Genomic DNA, 17,413 nt, shown 5'->3' with positions numbered 1-17,413 from the left:
TCGGCAGCCCCCTTGCTGTTCAAATTAGCGGCGGTGCACTCCACGGTTTTCCTGGCGACGGCTGCGGCGGAGCGCCGCCACGGCCAGCGCCAGCGCACCGAGGGCCAGCAGGCCCAAGCCCATCAGGGGCAGCGTGTCGCCGGTCTTCGCCAGCTTGTCGGGCTGCTCCTGCACCGTCTTGCCCGTTTCCGGCACCTCGCGCACGCGCTCGCGCTCCTCGGGCACCACTTCTTCGGCGTCGAGCATGGTGTCGTAGAGCGTGATGGTGGCGTCGCTCAGCACGGCGTTGCCGTTCTCGGTGCCGGCCAGAATCTCCACCTTGCCGTACTGGTCGATGACGAATTCCACGTCAGCGGCCTTCTGGTAGTTCTCAGGCGCCTCGTCCTCGCGCAGCACGTAGGTAGTGCCCACGTTCAGCAGCTTCTGCAGCTTCTCGGGGGCTTTGCCCGAGGTCCACTGGGCCACCACTGTGCCCGTATCCTTTTCGAGAACCGACAGCTTCGCGCCCTCGACCCACTCGTGGGTGCGCGTGTCCAGCTTGTTGAACTCCACCAGCGTGGCCTCGTCGTAGACGCCGCCCTCGTGGTCGTAGGTGAAGAGCATGGTGCCGTCCTCGGTGAACTCGGGCGTCGAGCCCGTATCAGCCGCGGTGGCTCCGTCGGCGGCATCGCCAGCCCCGGTGTCGTCAGCTGCGGCGTCGCCGGCCGTCGCGTCATCGGCGCCCGCGCCCTCCCCAGCGGCGTCGACGGTTGCTCCGTCGGCTTCGGCCAGCGGCTCAATGGATGCCTCAGCGGACAACGGCTCGACGGCATCTCCCAGGGCCAGCTTCGTGTCGGTGTACTTCATCACGCAGGACGTGATGTTCGTTGCCGGGTCCACGCTCGTCTCCACGTAGAAGTACGGGCTGCGGAACTCGCTCACCGTGTGGCCGGCCGGCGCCGCCTGCTCCTTGAAGTAGTACAGGTTGCCGGCGCTCAGGCTCACGTCCTCGTAATAGATCCAGCCCTCGGCGTCCGAGGTGGCACTGGCCAGGAATACGTCGCCCTGACCGTCACCGCTGACCATGAACAGGCCGTAGGTGGCGCCCTCCAGACCCTCGGCGCGGTCGAGCACGCTCGTCTTGCGCACCTTCAGGTCCATGGGCTTGGCGGTGTTCACGATGGTGGGATGCCAGTCCATGTTCAGCTGCGGGAAGTCAGCGGCGCTCGGCTCCCACTCCTCCCCCTTGGTGTCGGCATCCACGTACTGGTCCTTGTAGCGCACATTCTGGCCCTCGTCGTTCAGGTAACCGTAGAACATGTCGGTACACACCAGCTGCACACCAGGGCCTGCGTTCTCGTCGGTCTGCACGTTGCGGCCCTCGGCGTCTTGCAGCTCAATGACCGCCGTGAAGGTGATGACTTGGTCGCTATAGGTAACCGAGGGGTCCTTCTTGTAGTCGGCGTCCTCGATAACGCGATACTGGTAGGTGCCCGGCGCCGTGAACAGCAGGCAGCACGGGTCCAAGCCCTCGGCAGCCAGGTTGTTCGCCTTGTCGAAGTCCACCATGCCGAACTCGTCGTTCGTGGTAGCGGAAATTTCAGGACCGGAAGTATTGGCCCAGTCGTCCTTCTCCATTACCTGAATGAGCTTGAAGCGGAATTCGTCGGCCTTGATGGTGCGGCCGTCCAGCTGCTTGATGACCTTCGGGTCCACCAAGCACTGCTGATCCACCGGCTCGTTGCTCATAGCATTCACGCTGTAGCTGTACAGCCCGAAATCCATGGAGGTATCAGCGTTGTAGAACTGCGCACCAGCCTCTTTGTCCTGCAGCAGAGTCAGCGACGTCTCTTCCGCCGTGGCGGCGAAGTAAACGTTCTTCACCGTGGAGACGAGCGACTCCTTGTCTTGGGACTTGGCAACGTTGACTTCGAAGACGTACACCGTGGGATCTTGCCCGCTGTCCTCGCTCATGAGGTACCAGTGCGTGTCTCCCTCTTGATCATGCTCGATCTTGTCGTAATCGATTTTATCGAAGGCCACCGGTGAGAAGCCGTTCTCGTCAAATTTGCTGGCAATGCCCCGCGAAACCAGCTCCCCGCCCGTCAGATCGACGTTGGCGATATCGGCCACCGCTGCGATTTCCTTTACCGAGAAAGCGAAGGAGGTGTCGTCACTCAGAGTGCCGTAGTAGTGCTTCGAGGCCGTCGGTTGCCATTCGCCCTTCACTTGCAGGGTATTGACGATGCGGGGCTTCTCTACGACGGGCTCGCCGTCAAGCCTCATCGAGCCCTCGACAATATGCGGCGTCACCGTGGTGATTTTCTTACCAGCCACGTTGTCGACCTCCGTGCGCTCGGCGGTGGCACATACCTGGAAAGTCAACTTGTGGTCGTCCCTATCGTAAGAAATGTTGCCGGTATCCTCAGGAACGACCTCGCGCAGCGTTAGTTCAACATTAACGGTCCTACCATCTTTCCAATCCGCGGTGGGAGTACTTTGAAGAAACGACGCAATAGCAATCGTGTCGAATACCACCTTGCCATCGGCGTCAGTGCTCGCTTGCACCTTACCGTTTGCCAGATAGGAGCCATCGCTGTTCCTCTTGCCATCAACGCCTTCGACTTCAAAAGTGTAGACGCGATCCTTCAGCTCTAGCTCATCGTTCAGCGAGGTAATCAGACTCTTTGTAGCCTCGAAACCTACCGGCTTATACTCCACCGTCTCCTTCAGCTGGACCGTGTTCACCATGGTAAAGGCGCCATTTTGGTACGCCTTGTCATTCATCTTGATCTCGGTGATAACCGGCGTGTGATAGGTGACGTCAACGGTAGAGTTGGGATAGGAGATCGTCTGCACGTCATGACGCACTTTCAGAGTGACTTTCACGTCTTCCGCGTACTTGATAGGAGTTCCAGTTGGGCGATCTTCTTCAATAGTCAAGTAGCTCGTCTTCGTGCCGCCCTCGTCCCCTAGGAGGGATTTCACAGCGGTCTCGTCATCCACGACAAACGTCACCGAACCATCAGCCGCATTGGTGGCCGTAGCCAGCTCCTCACCGTCCTTCTTCAGCTTAAAGGTGAATTCGCCGCCCTTCAGCTTGATGGCGTCGCCGTCGCTGTTCTTGAACTCCTTGTTGATGGACAACGAAAGCCCATTGCACTGATCACCCGTGCCGAGGTCGCCGATGAGAATAGTGCCGTTGCAGCCAATGCCGCCGCCATGAGTGGAGCTCTGGTTGCCCTTGATGATCACCGAGCGGCCCGTCACCTCTTCGGTTTTCGGCTTGGTGTTGGTCAGACCCAGCGACTCGCCGGGAACCACCGCAGACTCTCCGTTGCGAATTACGATATCGCGCGGCAGCGTACCCGTGGCTGCAGAGCCCGTATGGGCCTCGATAGCCTTTTTCGAGCCCGTCGCGTAGCCCGTCCAGGCAATGGCGCGATCGCCGTAGCCGGAAACGTAGCTCACATTTGTGCAGTAGTAATCCATGGCTTTGGCGGCCGTCATGTTACCGTCGGCCTTAGCCCAGCGGTCGCCCGCTTGATAGGTTTTGCCGTTGTAGCTCACCGTCAGGTTATCAAGGTACTTATTCGTGGGCCACTTGTCGCGATTGGCCGTATTGCCGTACAGCGCAAAGCCGTCCTCAATCTTGCCGATACCGATGCTGGCATGGGGACAGCCGGCAATGCCACCTCCCAGGCCCTGGGCCGTGTTGTCGGTAATCCAGGAATTTCCCAGCTTCAAAACACCCTTGCTCTCGACAAAGATGCCACCCCCGCCCCAGTCGTAGGTGGTGGTAGTTTTGTTGTTGATGATTTGGCCCGCCTTGATCTCAGCGGGAGTGGCCTGCTCCCACACCTCACTACGGCCGCTGCCTTTGTCGGCATGGATTGTGCCGGTCGCATCTTTATAGCCCTTGAACACCGAGCCGCCGGCCACATAGATACCGCCGCCCTCGCCGGCGCTGATCACTTGAACGTTGTCTGTGACGTTGCTCGACGCATCCGCTACCGAACCTGTGAACTTGGTCTTAACCGTCTCGTTGTTCGAAATAATGCCGTCTTCCATGATGAAAGTGCAGCCGCGATCGATGTAGATACCGCCACCGGCTTCGGCCTTGTTGCCGTCAACCTTGCCGTACCGAAACTCGAGCGTCGCACCCGTTCCATAGTTTTTATCTTCACCATTCGTATAAGACCGTTGCACCAAGATGCCGCCGCCGCCTTTATAGTTAGGGAAGTTCTTCGTGTCGTTAAGCTTGGTGCCACCGTTGCCGCCGGTGATGGTGAGGATCTTCTTGGCATCGCTTTTATCTCCGTCGATAATCAACGTGCTGTTGCCTCCATTTACATGGATAACTGTACCAACACCGTCGCCATCAATGATGCCGTTGCCCTTAATGGTAAGAGTGGAGCCACCGCTTACGTCAATATGGCCCTTGAAGGTGCCATACACCACCAGCTCGTACGTCCCCCCGTCCGTATAGGAAAGCGTTCCCCGCTCCGTCGTTCCCGCGGGAATGGGGTGCGTGCTGATATTGCGGGCCGCCAGCATGTAGCGCATGGCGTTTACGGTGCCTTGGGCCACGGGACGCTCGACGCCCTCGGCGTCGCCCTCGCCAACCGACGCGCCGGCAATGGCCTCGAGGGCCTCTCGGTCAACCGCCTCGGCGGCATCAAGGGAGCCCGTCGAGGTCGAAGTTGCCTCCACAACACCAGTATCGGCCTGGTCAGAGTCAGCTGCCTGCGGCTCATCCGCCCCCACGGTCGCGTCTGACAATTCCTCGGTGAACGTGGTGCTCTCGTTGGTGGCTGCCGCTTCTCCGTCGCCGTAGGCGGGTTGGATGTGGGGCATCAGGGTGACCACAAGCAGGATGGTCAGAGCAATGCCCAGGAAACGCTTGAATGTCTTGTTACTCAGAAGCTTTGTCATGGTGTCCTCCCCTCCTTACGCGATCGTCGAATCGGTTGCGGTCTTCTTCTTGCGCCAGCGCAGCCACAAAAACGCGGCGGTGCCCAGCGCGGCTAAGGCCACCAGGCTCAGCACGATGCCGGCCACGGTGCCCGCGCCCATTTCGCTGCCCGGCTCAACGCCGGAAGCCAGGGCGTTGGCGTCATCGGCGATGCGCTCCTCACCCGTGGTGACACCCTCGTTGTTCGCCAGCGGCGTTGCATCGTCGCCAATCACGGCGGCGCCATCGCCGGCGCCTACACCGGCATCGATGGTGGTGGGAGCCGCAGCTCCGGCACCTCCGGCGGCCCCGGCCGCTCCGGCCGCACCAGCCGGCGCAGCGCCTGCGGGGGCGCCCTCAGTCACCGTCGTAGTGGCGGGAGCCGCCGTTACCACCGTCGTTCCCGGCACGGTCACCACACGCTCAGTGTCGATGATCTGCGTGCGCTGGATGGTGATGTTCGAGCTCAGCACGTCGTTCACGTCGCGGTAGTAAATGGTGTAGGTACGCGTGGGCGAGAAGTAGGCGTGACGGATGGCCGTCTCCTGGCCGTCAAGGCGCACGTACTCGTTGCCCTCGGCGGTGAAGCGTTCCTCGCCGATAATTTCCACGAAGTCGGTGATCTCGGGGTCCACCGTCAACGTCTCGGTGCGCAGCACCTGGCTGTTAGCCACGTTCAGATACTGCACGGTAATGTCGTAGGCCGCGCCCGGCACGTAGTCCTCGGGCACGTAGTACACGTACTGCAGCAGGTCAACGCCCTCCTGCAGACTGGCCCAGGTATAGGTGATCTCCTGCTGGTTGCCCGACCACGGCACCAAAGCGACGCCCTCCACCGTCTTGGCAGCCGGCGTGTACACGGCGGCCTCGTCGGGGGTGACCGTCTTCTCCACGCGCCCGATCTCGGTATTGGTGGAACCGTCCACTTCCACGATGGTCAGCTTCACGGTCTTGTCGACGTCCTGGTTCTGGTACACCGCCGTCAGCACGCGCTTGCCGTTCTCGGAACCGAACGAATTCGCGTAGCTGGCATCGGCAATGCTACCGTCGAACTTGATGACCGGGTTGGCATCGGCCCAGGGGTTGTCTCCCTCGGCCTGTGCCGCCGGCTCGTCGTCGCTCTCGGGCTGGGGGCGATCGGCCTGTACGCGATCGAGCGTGTAGTAGTTCACGCCCGAAGCCTGCTTCATCGAGAAGGTGTTGGGCAGCGTGTACTGGTAGCCCAGGCCCTTGATATCCACCTCGTCGCTCCACAGCTGCTTGCCGTCCTGGTCGACGTAATTGATAACCACCTCGTAGGCGTTGGCGTCAGCCCCCGCCACCTCCATGACGCGCACCACGTAGGTGGGCTGCGTCGGGGTAAGGGTCACCGTTGTTCCCGTCAGATTCTTGATGACGCGGTAGTACTTGCTGGGAGCCGTGTTGCCCTCGGCGTCCGCTTTGCCCTTCACGAAGAAGGACTTCTCGAACGTCGCTTGCACGCCCTCGTCGGTAATGCCGCTGACGGAATCGCTGCGCACGACGTTGCCCTCGGTGTCCACGTAGTTGATGGCTCCGGAAACCGCGTCGGAGGCAACCTGCTTGTAGGCCACCGCGAAGTAGCCCTTGCCACGCACGAAAGTATTGTCCAAAGCGGCGCCCCCGTCCTGGCCCTCGGCGTCCTGAGCCGTTGCCGGCTGCAGCGCGAAGGCCACGCGGTCGGCGCCCTCATCGAGGGCCGTGTAGTAGGTGGCGCCCGCACCGACGTTGCTGCGCGTCGGCTCGTCCACCAGGGCGCCGTCTACCAAGGTTTTGCCCTGGGTGCGCAGGCCCAGAAGCTCGTATGATTCCGTGCCGTCGCTGGCCGTTAGCTTGGCGTAGACGGGGTACACCGTGCCCTCGTAGAGCACCTGGCCCTCGCGGGCGGCGTCGTGGACGGTAATCTCGTAGCGGTCGCGTTCGGCAAACACCCCGAAGGCGTCGCTCGGCGTGAGGGCGACCGTGTCTGTCTGACCCTCGTCGCCAGCGCGGTTCTCGGTCATCTGAAGCGCCACGATATGGGCCAGCTTCGCACCTTCGCCCGCGTAATCGGTATCGCGATCCTGCTCGATATCCTTATCCTCGGGAATTGCGTAGGCCATGCGCTGGGCCAGATAGGCGCCGTTCTTCTGGATATCCAGGTAGATGCTCTTGCCGGCACCGTTCTGCACCTTCAGCAGCTCCCAGCCCTCGGCCGTGGGCTCCATGAAGTCCACGCCGGTAACGGCAATCGCCTCAGCCGCCGGCGCATTGTCCGGGCTCGACGCTTCCGCGCCCTCGGCCAGGGCCACGCGCGGCGTGCCAAGCAAACTGATGGCGCACAAGAGCGATACCGCCAGGGCCAGCGCTGCTTGAGCATTGCGCTTTACCACTGCTCGCATGCGTCCTCCTTCTCTTCGTTGATGGGCCATCCCCACGATGGTCTCAGCCCCAAAATCTGGTCGTTTTTCAACGCAATCTTGACCGTATTTTGCCTGGTAGTCAACGGAATTTCGGTTTTAAAAGAACAGGGTTTTCATCGCGCAATTAATGCTATGCCAATAGCATATCTATAAGTGAATAACCTCTTTTTAGATAACCTGTCAAAGAAAAACGGCTCTGTTCTCTTATCAGTTTTGAGAACAGAGCCGTTTTAATGAAAATGAGTGAATTACTTATTTAAATGAATCAAATTATGAGTAAAAAGTCAGCGTAAACGTTTTGTTACTTTTCGCTCTCCCTCTTATATTGACTCATTTGCTCAAAGACTATTTCTGGCGCTTTTTGGCGATGACCAGCACTATCGCAGCGGCAATGACACCAACGATCAAGATTGCGATACCAACAATGAGAGGGTCGCCTGTCTGGGCAATCGCACGCCAGGCCTTCTCGATCTGCGTGCCGCCCCGATCGTCCGCGTCCTTGTCCGCTGCGGTTGCGCCTTGAGAAGGCTCTTCTTTGTCGTAGGTGCCGATGGTCTCGTCGTCGCTCGCGGGACGCTTGTTCTCCCCCGCGCTTTCCGCGGCAGTATCGGCTGTTGTCGAGCCGGTGCCTTCTTCGGGCTTTGCGCCCTCATCAGAGGCGCCCGCGCCATCGGTGGCGTCGGTTCCCGGCGTTGGCGCCACGGCATCTCCGGCGCCGTCATCCGTCGCGCCGTCCTGATCGCCAGAGGCGGCATCGCCGGGCTTCTCGTCGCCGCCCACTCCGGGCTTGTCGGCCGCATCGGGTTCATCGCCCGTCGCCGGTTTGTCCCCCGTCACAGGTTTGTCCGACCCCGTATCCCCGGGCGCCTCGGGCGTTGCCGGCTCGTCCTTCGCCACCTTGTTCTCCCACACCAACGGCGAGGGCTTGGCGGCAAGGTCCACATCCACCCACTGATCGCTGTCGGCCGCCTTCTTGCGCACGTAGGTCACTTCGGCGTCCAAGCCGTTCTGACCGTCCTTCGCCACCTCAACGGTCACCACATAGGAAGTGTCGTCCAGCTGCACCTGGTCCTCCACGGTTTTGGCGCAGGCGCCCTGGGACACCGCGAAGAAGAAGCGACCGGGCTCGTCAAACACCTTGTCGTCGATGACCGGCACCTCGGCACCCGCCTCGCCACCGGCCCCGGCCTCACAGGCCACCTGCTGGTTGCTCAGCAGCGAGCCATCCTCGGTCACCTCATGTACCTCGAAGTTGAACTCGCCGCGCGCGATGGGCTGACCCTCCAGGTAGACCGCGCCATCGTAATCGTCGAGGAAGGCGCCTCCGAAAGCATTGCGGAAGCCGGCGCCGATACCCGACTGGCTGCGTACCGGCGGCGCGTCGAAGGTGGCGTCTCCCAGCGGCACAAGGGCCACCGAGGAATGATGGTCGGCGTCTACTTTCTCGTAGGCATAGATATAGATGCGCTTGACGACATCGTCGTAGGTAACGCCCTGATAGACATAGCGGCCGAGGGCATCCTTAGTCACGCCGGGTAGCAGCTTGCCATCCGCATCGCGCGGCGCCTGCTCGGCTACGGTATAGCAGAACACCACACCCCCGTGTCGCGCCGTAGCCGTTTCGCCGAGCGTCTTTCCAGAAAAGGTGATGGCGGGGAAGGCGACGGTGCCGTCGGCCGCATTGGTGACCGTGCTCGGGTCGGGCACCGGCTGCAAGGCGTTGGGGTAATAGTCGTAGCCCCCGTGGGCCACCAGCTCGAACTTCTCGGCGTCGGACACGGTAGCGGAGCGCAGCTGCTTTGCCAGCGACGAGCCCCCGGGCACCGCATAGGCGCCGGCTTCGCGAATAACGAAGGTGAACTCGCCAGCCTTGAGGGGACGACCGGAGAGGAACTTCTTGCCGGAAATGGTGAAGGTGGCCGGCGTAATGGAGTCGGGGTTGGCGGCTTTCGCCTGCAGCGGCAGCTGATAGCGTCCGGGCAGATCGTCGGCGGGATCGTCGGCGGTTTTCTCGACGGTGGCGGAGTTGTCCGACTTGCTGGAAGACGCAGCTGTGCTCGCCGCAGACTGCTCGGCTGCCGCAGACGCATCCGTCTGGGCCGGCTCAGCCGCAAAGGCCGTGGCGGCCGACAGCGACCAGGCGCCAGCGGTCATCACCGCCACAACGGCAAGCAAGCCCGCCACCCACCAGAGCACTGTTTTCGTTCGCATGATTTGAGCCTTCGCCATCTTGACCACCTCGCTCCTCGCCAAGCCGCCACGATGGCGACTTCACCAGGAAAATCATAAGTCGAAGGCTCAAAGATAAAGCCCCCACCTGGCGTTTGTTCGCACCTGGTGGGGGCTTCGTCATCGTGGCGTTGGAATGGCTAGCGCACAAACTCCATCAAGTCGGTGCGCAGCAGGAAGTCGCGCTCGGCCGCGCCGGCGCCCTCCGCGTCGGTTTCCAGAAAGAGAAAGCCGTAAAAACCCACGGTTTCCGGATCGAAGGGCAGATAGGCCAGCACATGGCTGAACCGCTCCAACAGCGCCGGCCCATCGAAGGGGCGATCCAAATCGGCCTGGGGCGCCGGGTTCAGCAGCGACATGGAGTACACCTTGCCGGGATGCGCACCGTACAGCGCGGGCAAATCCACGGGCGCATCCTCGAGAAACGCCTGATAGGTACGCAGGCCAACGCCGTAGTAAGCCACGTCGGTGCCACCCAGGCCCGCAAAGCGCAGCGGATTGAACTCGATGGGGGCAATGACATCGCCATCGACGCGCAGCTCCACATGAACGGGGATGCTGCGGGCGCCCACCACCTGGTTCACCTGATTCAGCCACGCAGTAAAGCGCGGCTCCCACTCGTCGACAATGGCCTTATCCGTGAGGTACATACGGTCGGAGGTGTCCTCGGGACCTGCGAAGTCGTGGCGCAGGATATTCAGAATGTGCGCCTGGCCCTCTTCGTCGAAGTAGGCGTCGAGCGCGTACTCAGTGCCGGTCAGGTAGCCCTCGATGACGTACACCTCGCTGCCCACCACGCTTTCCGGGTAGCGCTCGTGCCAGCCGTCCTCGCGCCGCGCGATATCGGCCACGGCGTTGGCCCAGTCGTCGCGCTCCTCGATGACGTACACGCCCATGGAGCAGAACCCCACGGCCGGCTTCAGCACCACGGGCAGGGGCAGGTCGTCGACGTTGATGGCCTCCAGCTCGCGACGGCTGACCGTGGTGTAGAACAGCCCCGGGTTAAGCGGCGCCAGTTTCTCGCGCATGGCGGCCTTGTCCTTGAACAGCTCGATGGCATCCGTCAGCGTCGGGTTGTCCACGTGATCGAGAATCCACGCTAGGGCGTTCTCGGAATTGGTACAGATGCGCTCCCCCTCTTCGAGACGCCGAACTGCCTCGGCATCATCAACCAAGTTGAGCGGCACGGCTCCGTCAACCGCCAGCGCCTCCGATTGGCAACGGGCAAACGCGTTGTCCAGCACCGGCTGCTGCGAGGCCGAAAGCCATTGCAGAAGCACGGGCGAGGCATAGGGCTCATCGAGAATAACCATGGGTACCTCCTGATGACGAAAAACTACCCGACGTAGAAGCTCCAGGTGACGGTGTCGCCCTCGGCGAGGACGCACTTGTCGCAGCTCTCATTAACCTGCTGGTCGTTCACAGTGTACACCCAACCGCTGGACGAGCCCTGGGAGCCGTTTTCGATACCGTCGATAGAGGTAACGAACTTGCCGTACTCGCCGTCCTCGGACTGCACCGTAGCACCGCTCTTCTCCAGCGCGTCGAAGGCCGTACCGCCAGCGGGAATGGTAGTCTCCACCACCTTGCTGTCGGCCATGCCGTTGTCGGGCATATCGATGGCCACCGTCACGTCGATCGTGTCGGCCGCCGGGGCCTCCTGGGCCTGCTGCTCAGTGGCGGCGTTGTCGGCGGCGTCGTTCTGAGCCGCCTGCTGATCGCCCGCGCACCCCGTCGCCGTCAGGGCGAACGTAAGGGCCAGCGCCAAAAGCGCCACGAGCCACTGGGGGCGCGCCTTCGTCAAATCGAACTTGTTCATAGTTGCATCCTTTCCATCCAGGGCTCGGTTGCCCGGCTTGGTGTTCCGACTTCCCAGCGCCCCGGCCGCTTCCGGCTGATGACGGCGCCGCGCTTACGGTTCCTGGTAGAGCGCAGGCTTCGCACCCGCATTTCCCAAGGCCTTCCAGCACCGTACCCCGCGGCCCGACGAGCCATTGCACAACGCTCCCATTATGACGCAAAAGCGGCCGCCCCCGAAGGACGGCCGCCGATTGAAAGGCGAATGCAATCTCGCTGGTTCACCGACCCCGAAGGCCGGCGGAACCTTCCTAGTGGTGGAAGAGGCGCATGCCCGTAAACGCCATGGCGATGCCGTACTTGTTGGCCACCTCGATGACGTTATCGTCGCGGATGGAGCCGCCGGGCTCGGCGATGTACTCCACGCCGGACTTGCGGGCGCGCTCCACGTTGTCACCGAAGGGGAAGAAGGCGTCGGAGCCCACGGTCACACCGGAGAGCTGCGCAATCCACTCCTTCTTCTCTTCGCGGGTCAGCGGCTCGGGGCGCTCGGTAAACACGCGCTGCCACTCGCCGTCACGCAGCACGTCTTCCCACTCGTCGGACACGTACACGTCGATGGCGTTGTCGCGGTCGGGACGGCGGATGCCCTCAACGAAGGGCAGGCCCAGCACCTTCGGATGCTGGCGCAGCCACCAGGTGTCGGCCTTGTTGCCCGCCAGACGCGTGCAGTGAATGCGGCTCTGCTGACCGGCGCCCACGCCAATGGCCTGGCCGTCCTTCACGTAGCACACGGAGTTCGACTGCGTGTACTTCAGGGTGATCAGCGCCACGATCATGTCGATCTTCGCCGCCGCCGGAATCTCCTTGTTCTCGGTGACCACGTTGGCCAGCAGTTCCTCGTTGATCTCGAAATTGTTGCGGCCCTGCTCGAAGGTGATGCCGAAGACGTCCTTCAACTCGGCCTCGGCCGGCACGTAGTTCGGGTCGATCTGCACCACGTTGAAACCGCCCTTGCGCTTGGTCTTCAGAATCTCCAGCGCCTCATCGGTGTAGCCCGGAGCGATAATGCCGTCGGACACCTCTTTGGCCAGATAGCGAGCCACGTCGGCATCGCACACGTCCGACAACGCCGCCCAGTCGCCGTAGGAGCACAGGCGGTCGGCACCGCGAGCGCGAATGTAGGCGCAGGCGATGGGCGACAGCTCGCCCTCCTGCTCCACGAAGTACATGGCGCGATCAGTCTCCGACAGCGGATGGCCCACGGCCGCCCCGGCGGGGCTCACGTGCTTGAAGGACGCGGCCGCCGGCAGACCCGTGGCCTCCTTCAGCTCTTTCACCAGCTGCCAGGAGTTGAAGGCATCCAGAAAGTTAATGTAGCCCGGCTTGCCGTTCAGCACCTGAATGGGCAGATCGCTGCCGTCCTTCATGAAGATGCGCGACGGCTTCTGATTCGGGTTGCAGCCGTACTTGAGTTCCAGTTCGTTCATGGTTCTCCTTAATCCCCCAGATTCTTGTTGAACAGCTTCACGTCGCCGTTGACGTTGGCGTAGAGGCTTACTTTGTTGTCGTCGTTCAGGGCGGCCCACAGGACATCGGGCTCGGGCAGCGCGACGGGGATGGGCTCGCCGGCGAAAGTGGGCAGCGGGTTGCCGTCGCCCTGGTAGGTGCTGATGAAGTAACCGGTGCCGGGCTCGGCACCTTCGTAGACGAAGAACTCGCGGGTGCAGCGGTCGCCGTCGGCATGCTTCAGGATGGACATCTCGAAGGTGCCGTCGGGGTTCACGATGGCCGAGATGCGCGGCGTGAAGTTCGGCGCGTCGGGCTCGTACTCGCGCTGCATGCAGCCAGCGCGGAAATCGCCCGCCTCCACAATGGTGTCGGTCTGATCGCCGTTGGTGACCACCAGCGCGTCGCCCATGGTGCGCACGGGGTGGTAGATGATGAGGCTGGGGTCTTCCAGCAGCGCCGGATCGTGGGCCTCGGTGCGGATGCCGTCGGGCTCCAGAGCGAAGATGCGGTTGCGGCTGTTGCTCGAGCGGCCCATGATGAAGTAGTAGATGACCGGTGCGCCGTCAGCTCCCTTCCCCACCACAATACCTCGCCCCGGATAGGGGTTGTTCGAAAGCAGTTCGACGAGATCTTGCATGCACATCCCTTTCTCTCTGGCGCCCGGGCGCCGCTCTCTCCTACACCGACCCGCTGGCGGCGGCGCCGGTAGCAACCCAGCGCGTTGCGCCCCGGATGACCATCGGCCACGACGCCCAGGGAGCCACGCGCCTTGCGCGCCGCCGCGGCGAAGCGCCACCCGCTCAACCGCCCTTTCCCCAACGAAAAAGGGCAAGCCGCTCCAACGATTCGGCTTGCCCAGACGGTCGGCGTAGTATGCGCGTCGCTCCCCCGTGGTTCCCCACGATAATCCGTCAGTCACGACGCGTTCGATTGATTGCAGGGTACCACGCCCAAGCTCCGCACGCGACCCGCGCACCCCATTCCCCACGGCTTTTCCCGCTGACGGCAACAGGTGGCGTTCGGAGTGCATCCCTCCTCCTAGATTCTCGGAGACGTAATTTCCGGCTTCAAAAACACAGCTATCTCTCGCTCGCAGCGCGCGAAAAGGACCGTCACAAACAATGCGACGGTCCTTCGAGGGAGGGCATAGTTTCCGATCAGGCAGTTTTATGCCGTAGCGCAGTTCTTGCCCGCGAAATACCCGTGACACGCAGCATAGGCATTGCACAAGCCCGGAATAACGTTCTGGTATCCGCTGCCCATGCGCCAGCCAACACAGTTACCCGCAGCATACAGATGCGGAATGGGGTTGTGGTTCTGATCCACTACCTGCAAATCGCGATTCACCTTTACACCGCTGCTCATACCATAGAAGTGGTAGTTCTCCTTGAATGCCTTAAAAGGCGGCACATCGATGGGATTGAGGTGCCACGGCGCCTTGCCGAAGTCCTCATCAATCCCCGCGGCACAAATCTCGTTATAGCGCGCCACCGTTTCGGAAAGCACCTGGGGATCAACGTCGATGAGGGTTGCCAGCTCCTCGATCGTGTCGGCCTCGTAGTATTCAGCGTTGCTGGCGATAGCGTCCATGATCTCGCGATTCATGCCCGGAATCGGCAGCAGCGGCGGCATATCGAAGTCGTCAGAGCCCACAATCTGCCACACGTAATTGCTGTGGTCAGGCTGCTCCATGATATGGAAGCTTGTAGAGAGCGAAGAGATGCACTCGTTCATGAAACGGCGTCCCTGCGTGTTAACGGCCAACGGCGCCGCAAAGGAATAGGCATCCACCGACCAAGCCTGATAGGAGGGGTCGATTTCTTCCATAATAGCACCAGCCCAGCACATCATCTTATGCCCAATGCCGTCGTCCATGTTTTCCTTCGTGGTAACGGGGGCCGTATCGGACGACTTCGCGTTATAGGAGTTGTAACGCTTCACGAATTCCGCCATGGAGGGATAGCAGAAGTGGTCGACCATGGCCTCGTTGCCGCCGTAGGAGCCGGCACACATGATGACACCCTTATTCGCCTTGTAGTAGACATACTCGCCATCTTCATTGGTAGCGATAAGGCCAGCCACCGCGCCATCGTCTTCCTGCACCAGCACGCGGGCGCACGTGTTGAAGAGAATCTGGCCGCCGTGCTCTTTAATCCAGTCATGGAAGATATAGACGAATTTTTCAAGGCTGTCGTTGCCCTCGGGGTCAAAGTCGACATGGAACTGAGCCTCGTACTGATCGAGGTCGCGCTCATCGAGCGGCTCGCCCAGGCTGATGGTGCCCGGCAACCCCGCCGGCTGCAGCACGTTCTCCTCCAGTTCGTCGAGAATCTCGCCACTGTGGTAGGCCCAAAGAGCCACCAGGCTTGGATCCACACGCAAGTTACCCTCGTTGATCACCTTGTGCATCATCACTTGAGCGTCGTGGGTAGGTTGGCCGCCGGCTTTCTGATATTCCGAGTCGAAAAAGCCGATACCGCTACCGCTGATATGGGGAGCGCCGTTGCGCTCGACCATAATGACGTTAGCGCCATTCTGAATGGCCGAGTACGCAGAAATAATTCCCGCAAGAGCCGAGCCAACCACCACCACATCGGTTTCGACCGTCTGCGCACAGTCTTGGGGCGTCAACGCAGGCGCAGAGCCCAGCCAGTCCTGAGTTGCATCGCCCGATCCCGTAGCAGCAAGGTCGTCGCTTGCGCCTGATCCCTGCGGTGAGCAAGCGCCCAGAATGCCCGCTGCTGCCAAGCCACCGGTAATCAGCGACCCTTTAACAAACGAGCGTCGATCAAGGTTGTTCATGGTAATCCCCTTCCTCCGTTTGAAAGAACAACGGGGCTACCTTAGCGGTCGATTCGCGCAGAAAATACCCCTCCGCAAAGGGTTGAGGGTCTTATTGACTACCCCTCGCCAGGGGGTAATCGAAATAACCCCAGGTAAACAAGGAGCGAGCCAAAGCCGCCGCAAAATGATTTGCTATATAATTCAAGTGAAAACAAAGGGGAGGGCTAGCGCATACCATGCGTCGTTTCATCGTTTTTCTTATCGGCATCAGTTTTTGGATTGCGTTCTCGTCGAGCAATGCGCTCCTCGACGTCTTTCCGCATGCTGCGTTCCAAGTCGCCGCCATTGACATCGCTTACCTCGGTGCTTTCTGCCTCTCCTTTCCCCTGGCCGCTTTTATTCAAAGGAGATTTGCGTCTCAGCACCGTTACCTCTTGCCCGTCATTGCCCTTGCCGCGCTGCTGGCGTTCCTTACCCTGGGATTGATCAAGGCTTACCTTGCTCCCTTCGACGCACTTGCCTATATCGCAGTGACAGCGCTCGGGCTTAGCTGCGCAACGGGCTATTGCCAATGGGTCTGCCTGCTCTCAAAGTTCACCACATTCGAGGCCAAGGCTTTGCTCGCGCTCGGGTCCTTTGTGGCCATCGCAACAATGTTTCTTTTCGCGCTGCCTGGCGACGCAATCCTCATAAGCAATCTCATCTGCTTTGGATTTTGCCCTATCGCCTACGTTTTCCTCTTCCTCAATACCGCGCAACAAGACAGGGGGCTCTCGACGGAAGGTCTCCACCAGGGCATCACGGGCGCCGGCGCGTCAAGCGCACCACCGTGGCCGCCGCGATCCAATTTGCGCAGCCTCCTTCCTTCCGTGGCCTGTGCCATGTCCCTTGTTCTTGTCGCACCTATCAGCAGCGTAACGTTTGCCCTTTGGGTGGGGCCAATCCCCGCTCAGTCTTACATCGCCCCTATCGCCCACCTGTGCGGACTCGCACTTCTTTCACTTATTTGGTTCGTCTTTAAGCGAGAACTTTCTTTCGTACAGGTCTACGGTGTTACTCTCCCCATCACCGTAAGCCTTGTTGTCTTCAGCTCCTTATTCTCCCCGAGCTTTCTTTGGTTCGCCCTGTTCGTCGGCGATCTCTGCTTCTTCTTGGTTTCCATCCTTATGGTGTCGACTAGTGTCACCACAGCCCACGCGCACCATTGCTCTGCCGTTTCCATTTACGCACTCTTTGCAGGGTGCGTATACTCGTCTGACGTCTTGCAGCACGTACTCAATCGTTTGACCCAATCAGGGGCGCTGGACGGCATGCAGTATATGACTATTCTTCTTTTACTCTACATTTTGATGGTGCCCGCGTTCTATCTCGTATCCCGTGCAGCCATGGGAAAGAAGCAGCGCGATCCTTCGCCTATAGCCAGCATCGAGAAAGAAGCTCCCGCCAGAGATCGCATTGACTTCGCCTGTGATCTTATTGCCAGCGAGAAGCAACTCAGCCCCCGGCAGCGGGAGCTTCTGGGATACTTCGCCCGAGGAAGAGACGCGGCCTATATCGCAAACGCCCTCGTTCTCTCGCCTCATACCGTGAAGTCTTATCGCAAAACGCTCTACGTAAGTCTAAACGTGCACAACCAACAGCAGCTCATCGACATGGTCGAAGAAGCGATTAAAGGCGAAGAGCCTACGAGCGTGATGCCGTCTTCCCAGGGAAAGTAGAGAACGCACGAACTATGCGC

Annotated in this window: 9 protein-coding genes and 1 riboswitch; of the genes, 1 reads left to right on the top strand and 8 read right to left on the bottom strand. The window is 60.8% G+C overall.

Annotation, left to right across the window (positions count from 1 at the left end; translation table 11 throughout):
* Positions 1-24: 24 nt before the first annotated feature.
* The 8 genes from QZ307_RS01340 to QZ307_RS01305 form a co-directional block, all read right to left on the bottom strand.
* Positions 25-4,914: a SpaA isopeptide-forming pilin-related protein gene (locus QZ307_RS01340; protein ID WP_295994665.1), complete on the bottom strand. Its 4,890-nt coding sequence runs from the start codon at positions 4,912-4,914 to the stop codon at positions 25-27.
* 15 nt (positions 4,915-4,929) lie between these two features.
* Entirely contained in the window at positions 4,930-7,332 is a 2,403-nt protein-coding gene (locus tag QZ307_RS01335; protein ID WP_295994663.1) for a MucBP domain-containing protein, read from the bottom strand.
* A 366-nt stretch (positions 7,333-7,698) separates the two neighbouring features.
* On the bottom strand, positions 7,699-9,564 hold the full coding sequence (locus QZ307_RS01330) for an FctA domain-containing protein (protein ID WP_295994661.1): 1,866 nt from the start codon (positions 9,562-9,564) through the stop codon (positions 7,699-7,701).
* 158 nt (positions 9,565-9,722) lie between these two features.
* On the bottom strand, positions 9,723-10,895 hold the full coding sequence (locus tag QZ307_RS01325; RefSeq protein WP_295994658.1) for an ATP-grasp domain-containing protein: 1,173 nt from the start codon (positions 10,893-10,895) through the stop codon (positions 9,723-9,725).
* Positions 10,896-10,918: 23 nt separating this feature from the next.
* Complete coding sequence (locus tag QZ307_RS01320) at positions 10,919-11,401, bottom strand: DUF4430 domain-containing protein (RefSeq protein WP_295994655.1); 483 nt, start codon at positions 11,399-11,401, stop codon at positions 10,919-10,921.
* Positions 11,402-11,690: 289 nt separating this feature from the next.
* The gene (locus QZ307_RS01315) at positions 11,691-12,869 is read right to left on the bottom strand and encodes a phosphoribosylaminoimidazolecarboxamide formyltransferase (RefSeq protein WP_295994652.1); all 1,179 of its coding nucleotides are present in this window, start codon (positions 12,867-12,869) and stop codon (positions 11,691-11,693) included.
* Between the two features lie 8 nt (positions 12,870-12,877).
* Positions 12,878-13,528, bottom strand: coding sequence for an IMP cyclohydrolase (locus QZ307_RS01310; protein ID WP_295994649.1), 651 nt, complete (start codon positions 13,526-13,528; stop codon positions 12,878-12,880).
* 209 nt (positions 13,529-13,737) lie between these two features.
* Positions 13,738-13,820: riboswitch (ZMP/ZTP riboswitch) on the bottom strand.
* Between the two features lie 238 nt (positions 13,821-14,058).
* On the bottom strand, positions 14,059-15,693 hold the full coding sequence (locus tag QZ307_RS01305; RefSeq protein WP_295994645.1) for an FAD-dependent oxidoreductase: 1,635 nt from the start codon (positions 15,691-15,693) through the stop codon (positions 14,059-14,061).
* Between the two features lie 218 nt (positions 15,694-15,911).
* Between QZ307_RS01305 and QZ307_RS01300 the strand changes: the two genes are divergently transcribed.
* Positions 15,912-17,393 (top strand): LuxR C-terminal-related transcriptional regulator, encoded by a 1,482-nt coding sequence (locus tag QZ307_RS01300; RefSeq protein ID WP_295994641.1) that lies wholly within the window; start codon positions 15,912-15,914, stop codon positions 17,391-17,393.
* The last annotated feature ends 20 nt before the right edge of the window (positions 17,394-17,413 follow it).

The sequence above is a fragment of the uncultured Adlercreutzia sp. genome (assembly GCA_910585575.1).
Lineage (GTDB): Bacteria > Actinomycetota > Coriobacteriia > Coriobacteriales > Eggerthellaceae > Adlercreutzia.
Note: the sequence above shows the minus strand (reverse complement) of the source record. Positions and strands in the feature narration are given on the sequence as shown.

What these genes read in the sequence shown, in the direction of transcription:
- QZ307_RS01340 (WP_295994665.1), bottom strand. Translation starts at nt 4,914, where the DNA reads ATGACAAAGCTTCTGAGTAACAAGACATTCAAGCGTTTCCTGGGCATT.
- QZ307_RS01335 (WP_295994663.1), bottom strand. Translation starts at nt 7,332, where the DNA reads ATGCGAGCAGTGGTAAAGCGCAATGCTCAAGCAGCGCTGGCCCTGGCG.
- QZ307_RS01330 (WP_295994661.1), bottom strand. Translation starts at nt 9,564, where the DNA reads ATGCGAACGAAAACAGTGCTCTGGTGGGTGGCGGGCTTGCTTGCCGTT.
- QZ307_RS01325 (WP_295994658.1), bottom strand. Translation starts at nt 10,895, where the DNA reads ATGGTTATTCTCGATGAGCCCTATGCCTCGCCCGTGCTTCTGCAATGG.
- QZ307_RS01320 (WP_295994655.1), bottom strand. Translation starts at nt 11,401, where the DNA reads ATGAACAAGTTCGATTTGACGAAGGCGCGCCCCCAGTGGCTCGTGGCG.
- QZ307_RS01315 (WP_295994652.1), bottom strand. Translation starts at nt 12,869, where the DNA reads ATGAACGAACTGGAACTCAAGTACGGCTGCAACCCGAATCAGAAGCCG.
- QZ307_RS01310 (WP_295994649.1), bottom strand. Translation starts at nt 13,528, where the DNA reads ATGCAAGATCTCGTCGAACTGCTTTCGAACAACCCCTATCCGGGGCGA.
- QZ307_RS01305 (WP_295994645.1), bottom strand. Translation starts at nt 15,693, where the DNA reads ATGAACAACCTTGATCGACGCTCGTTTGTTAAAGGGTCGCTGATTACC.
- QZ307_RS01300 (WP_295994641.1), top strand. Translation starts at nt 15,912, where the DNA reads ATGCGTCGTTTCATCGTTTTTCTTATCGGCATCAGTTTTTGGATTGCG.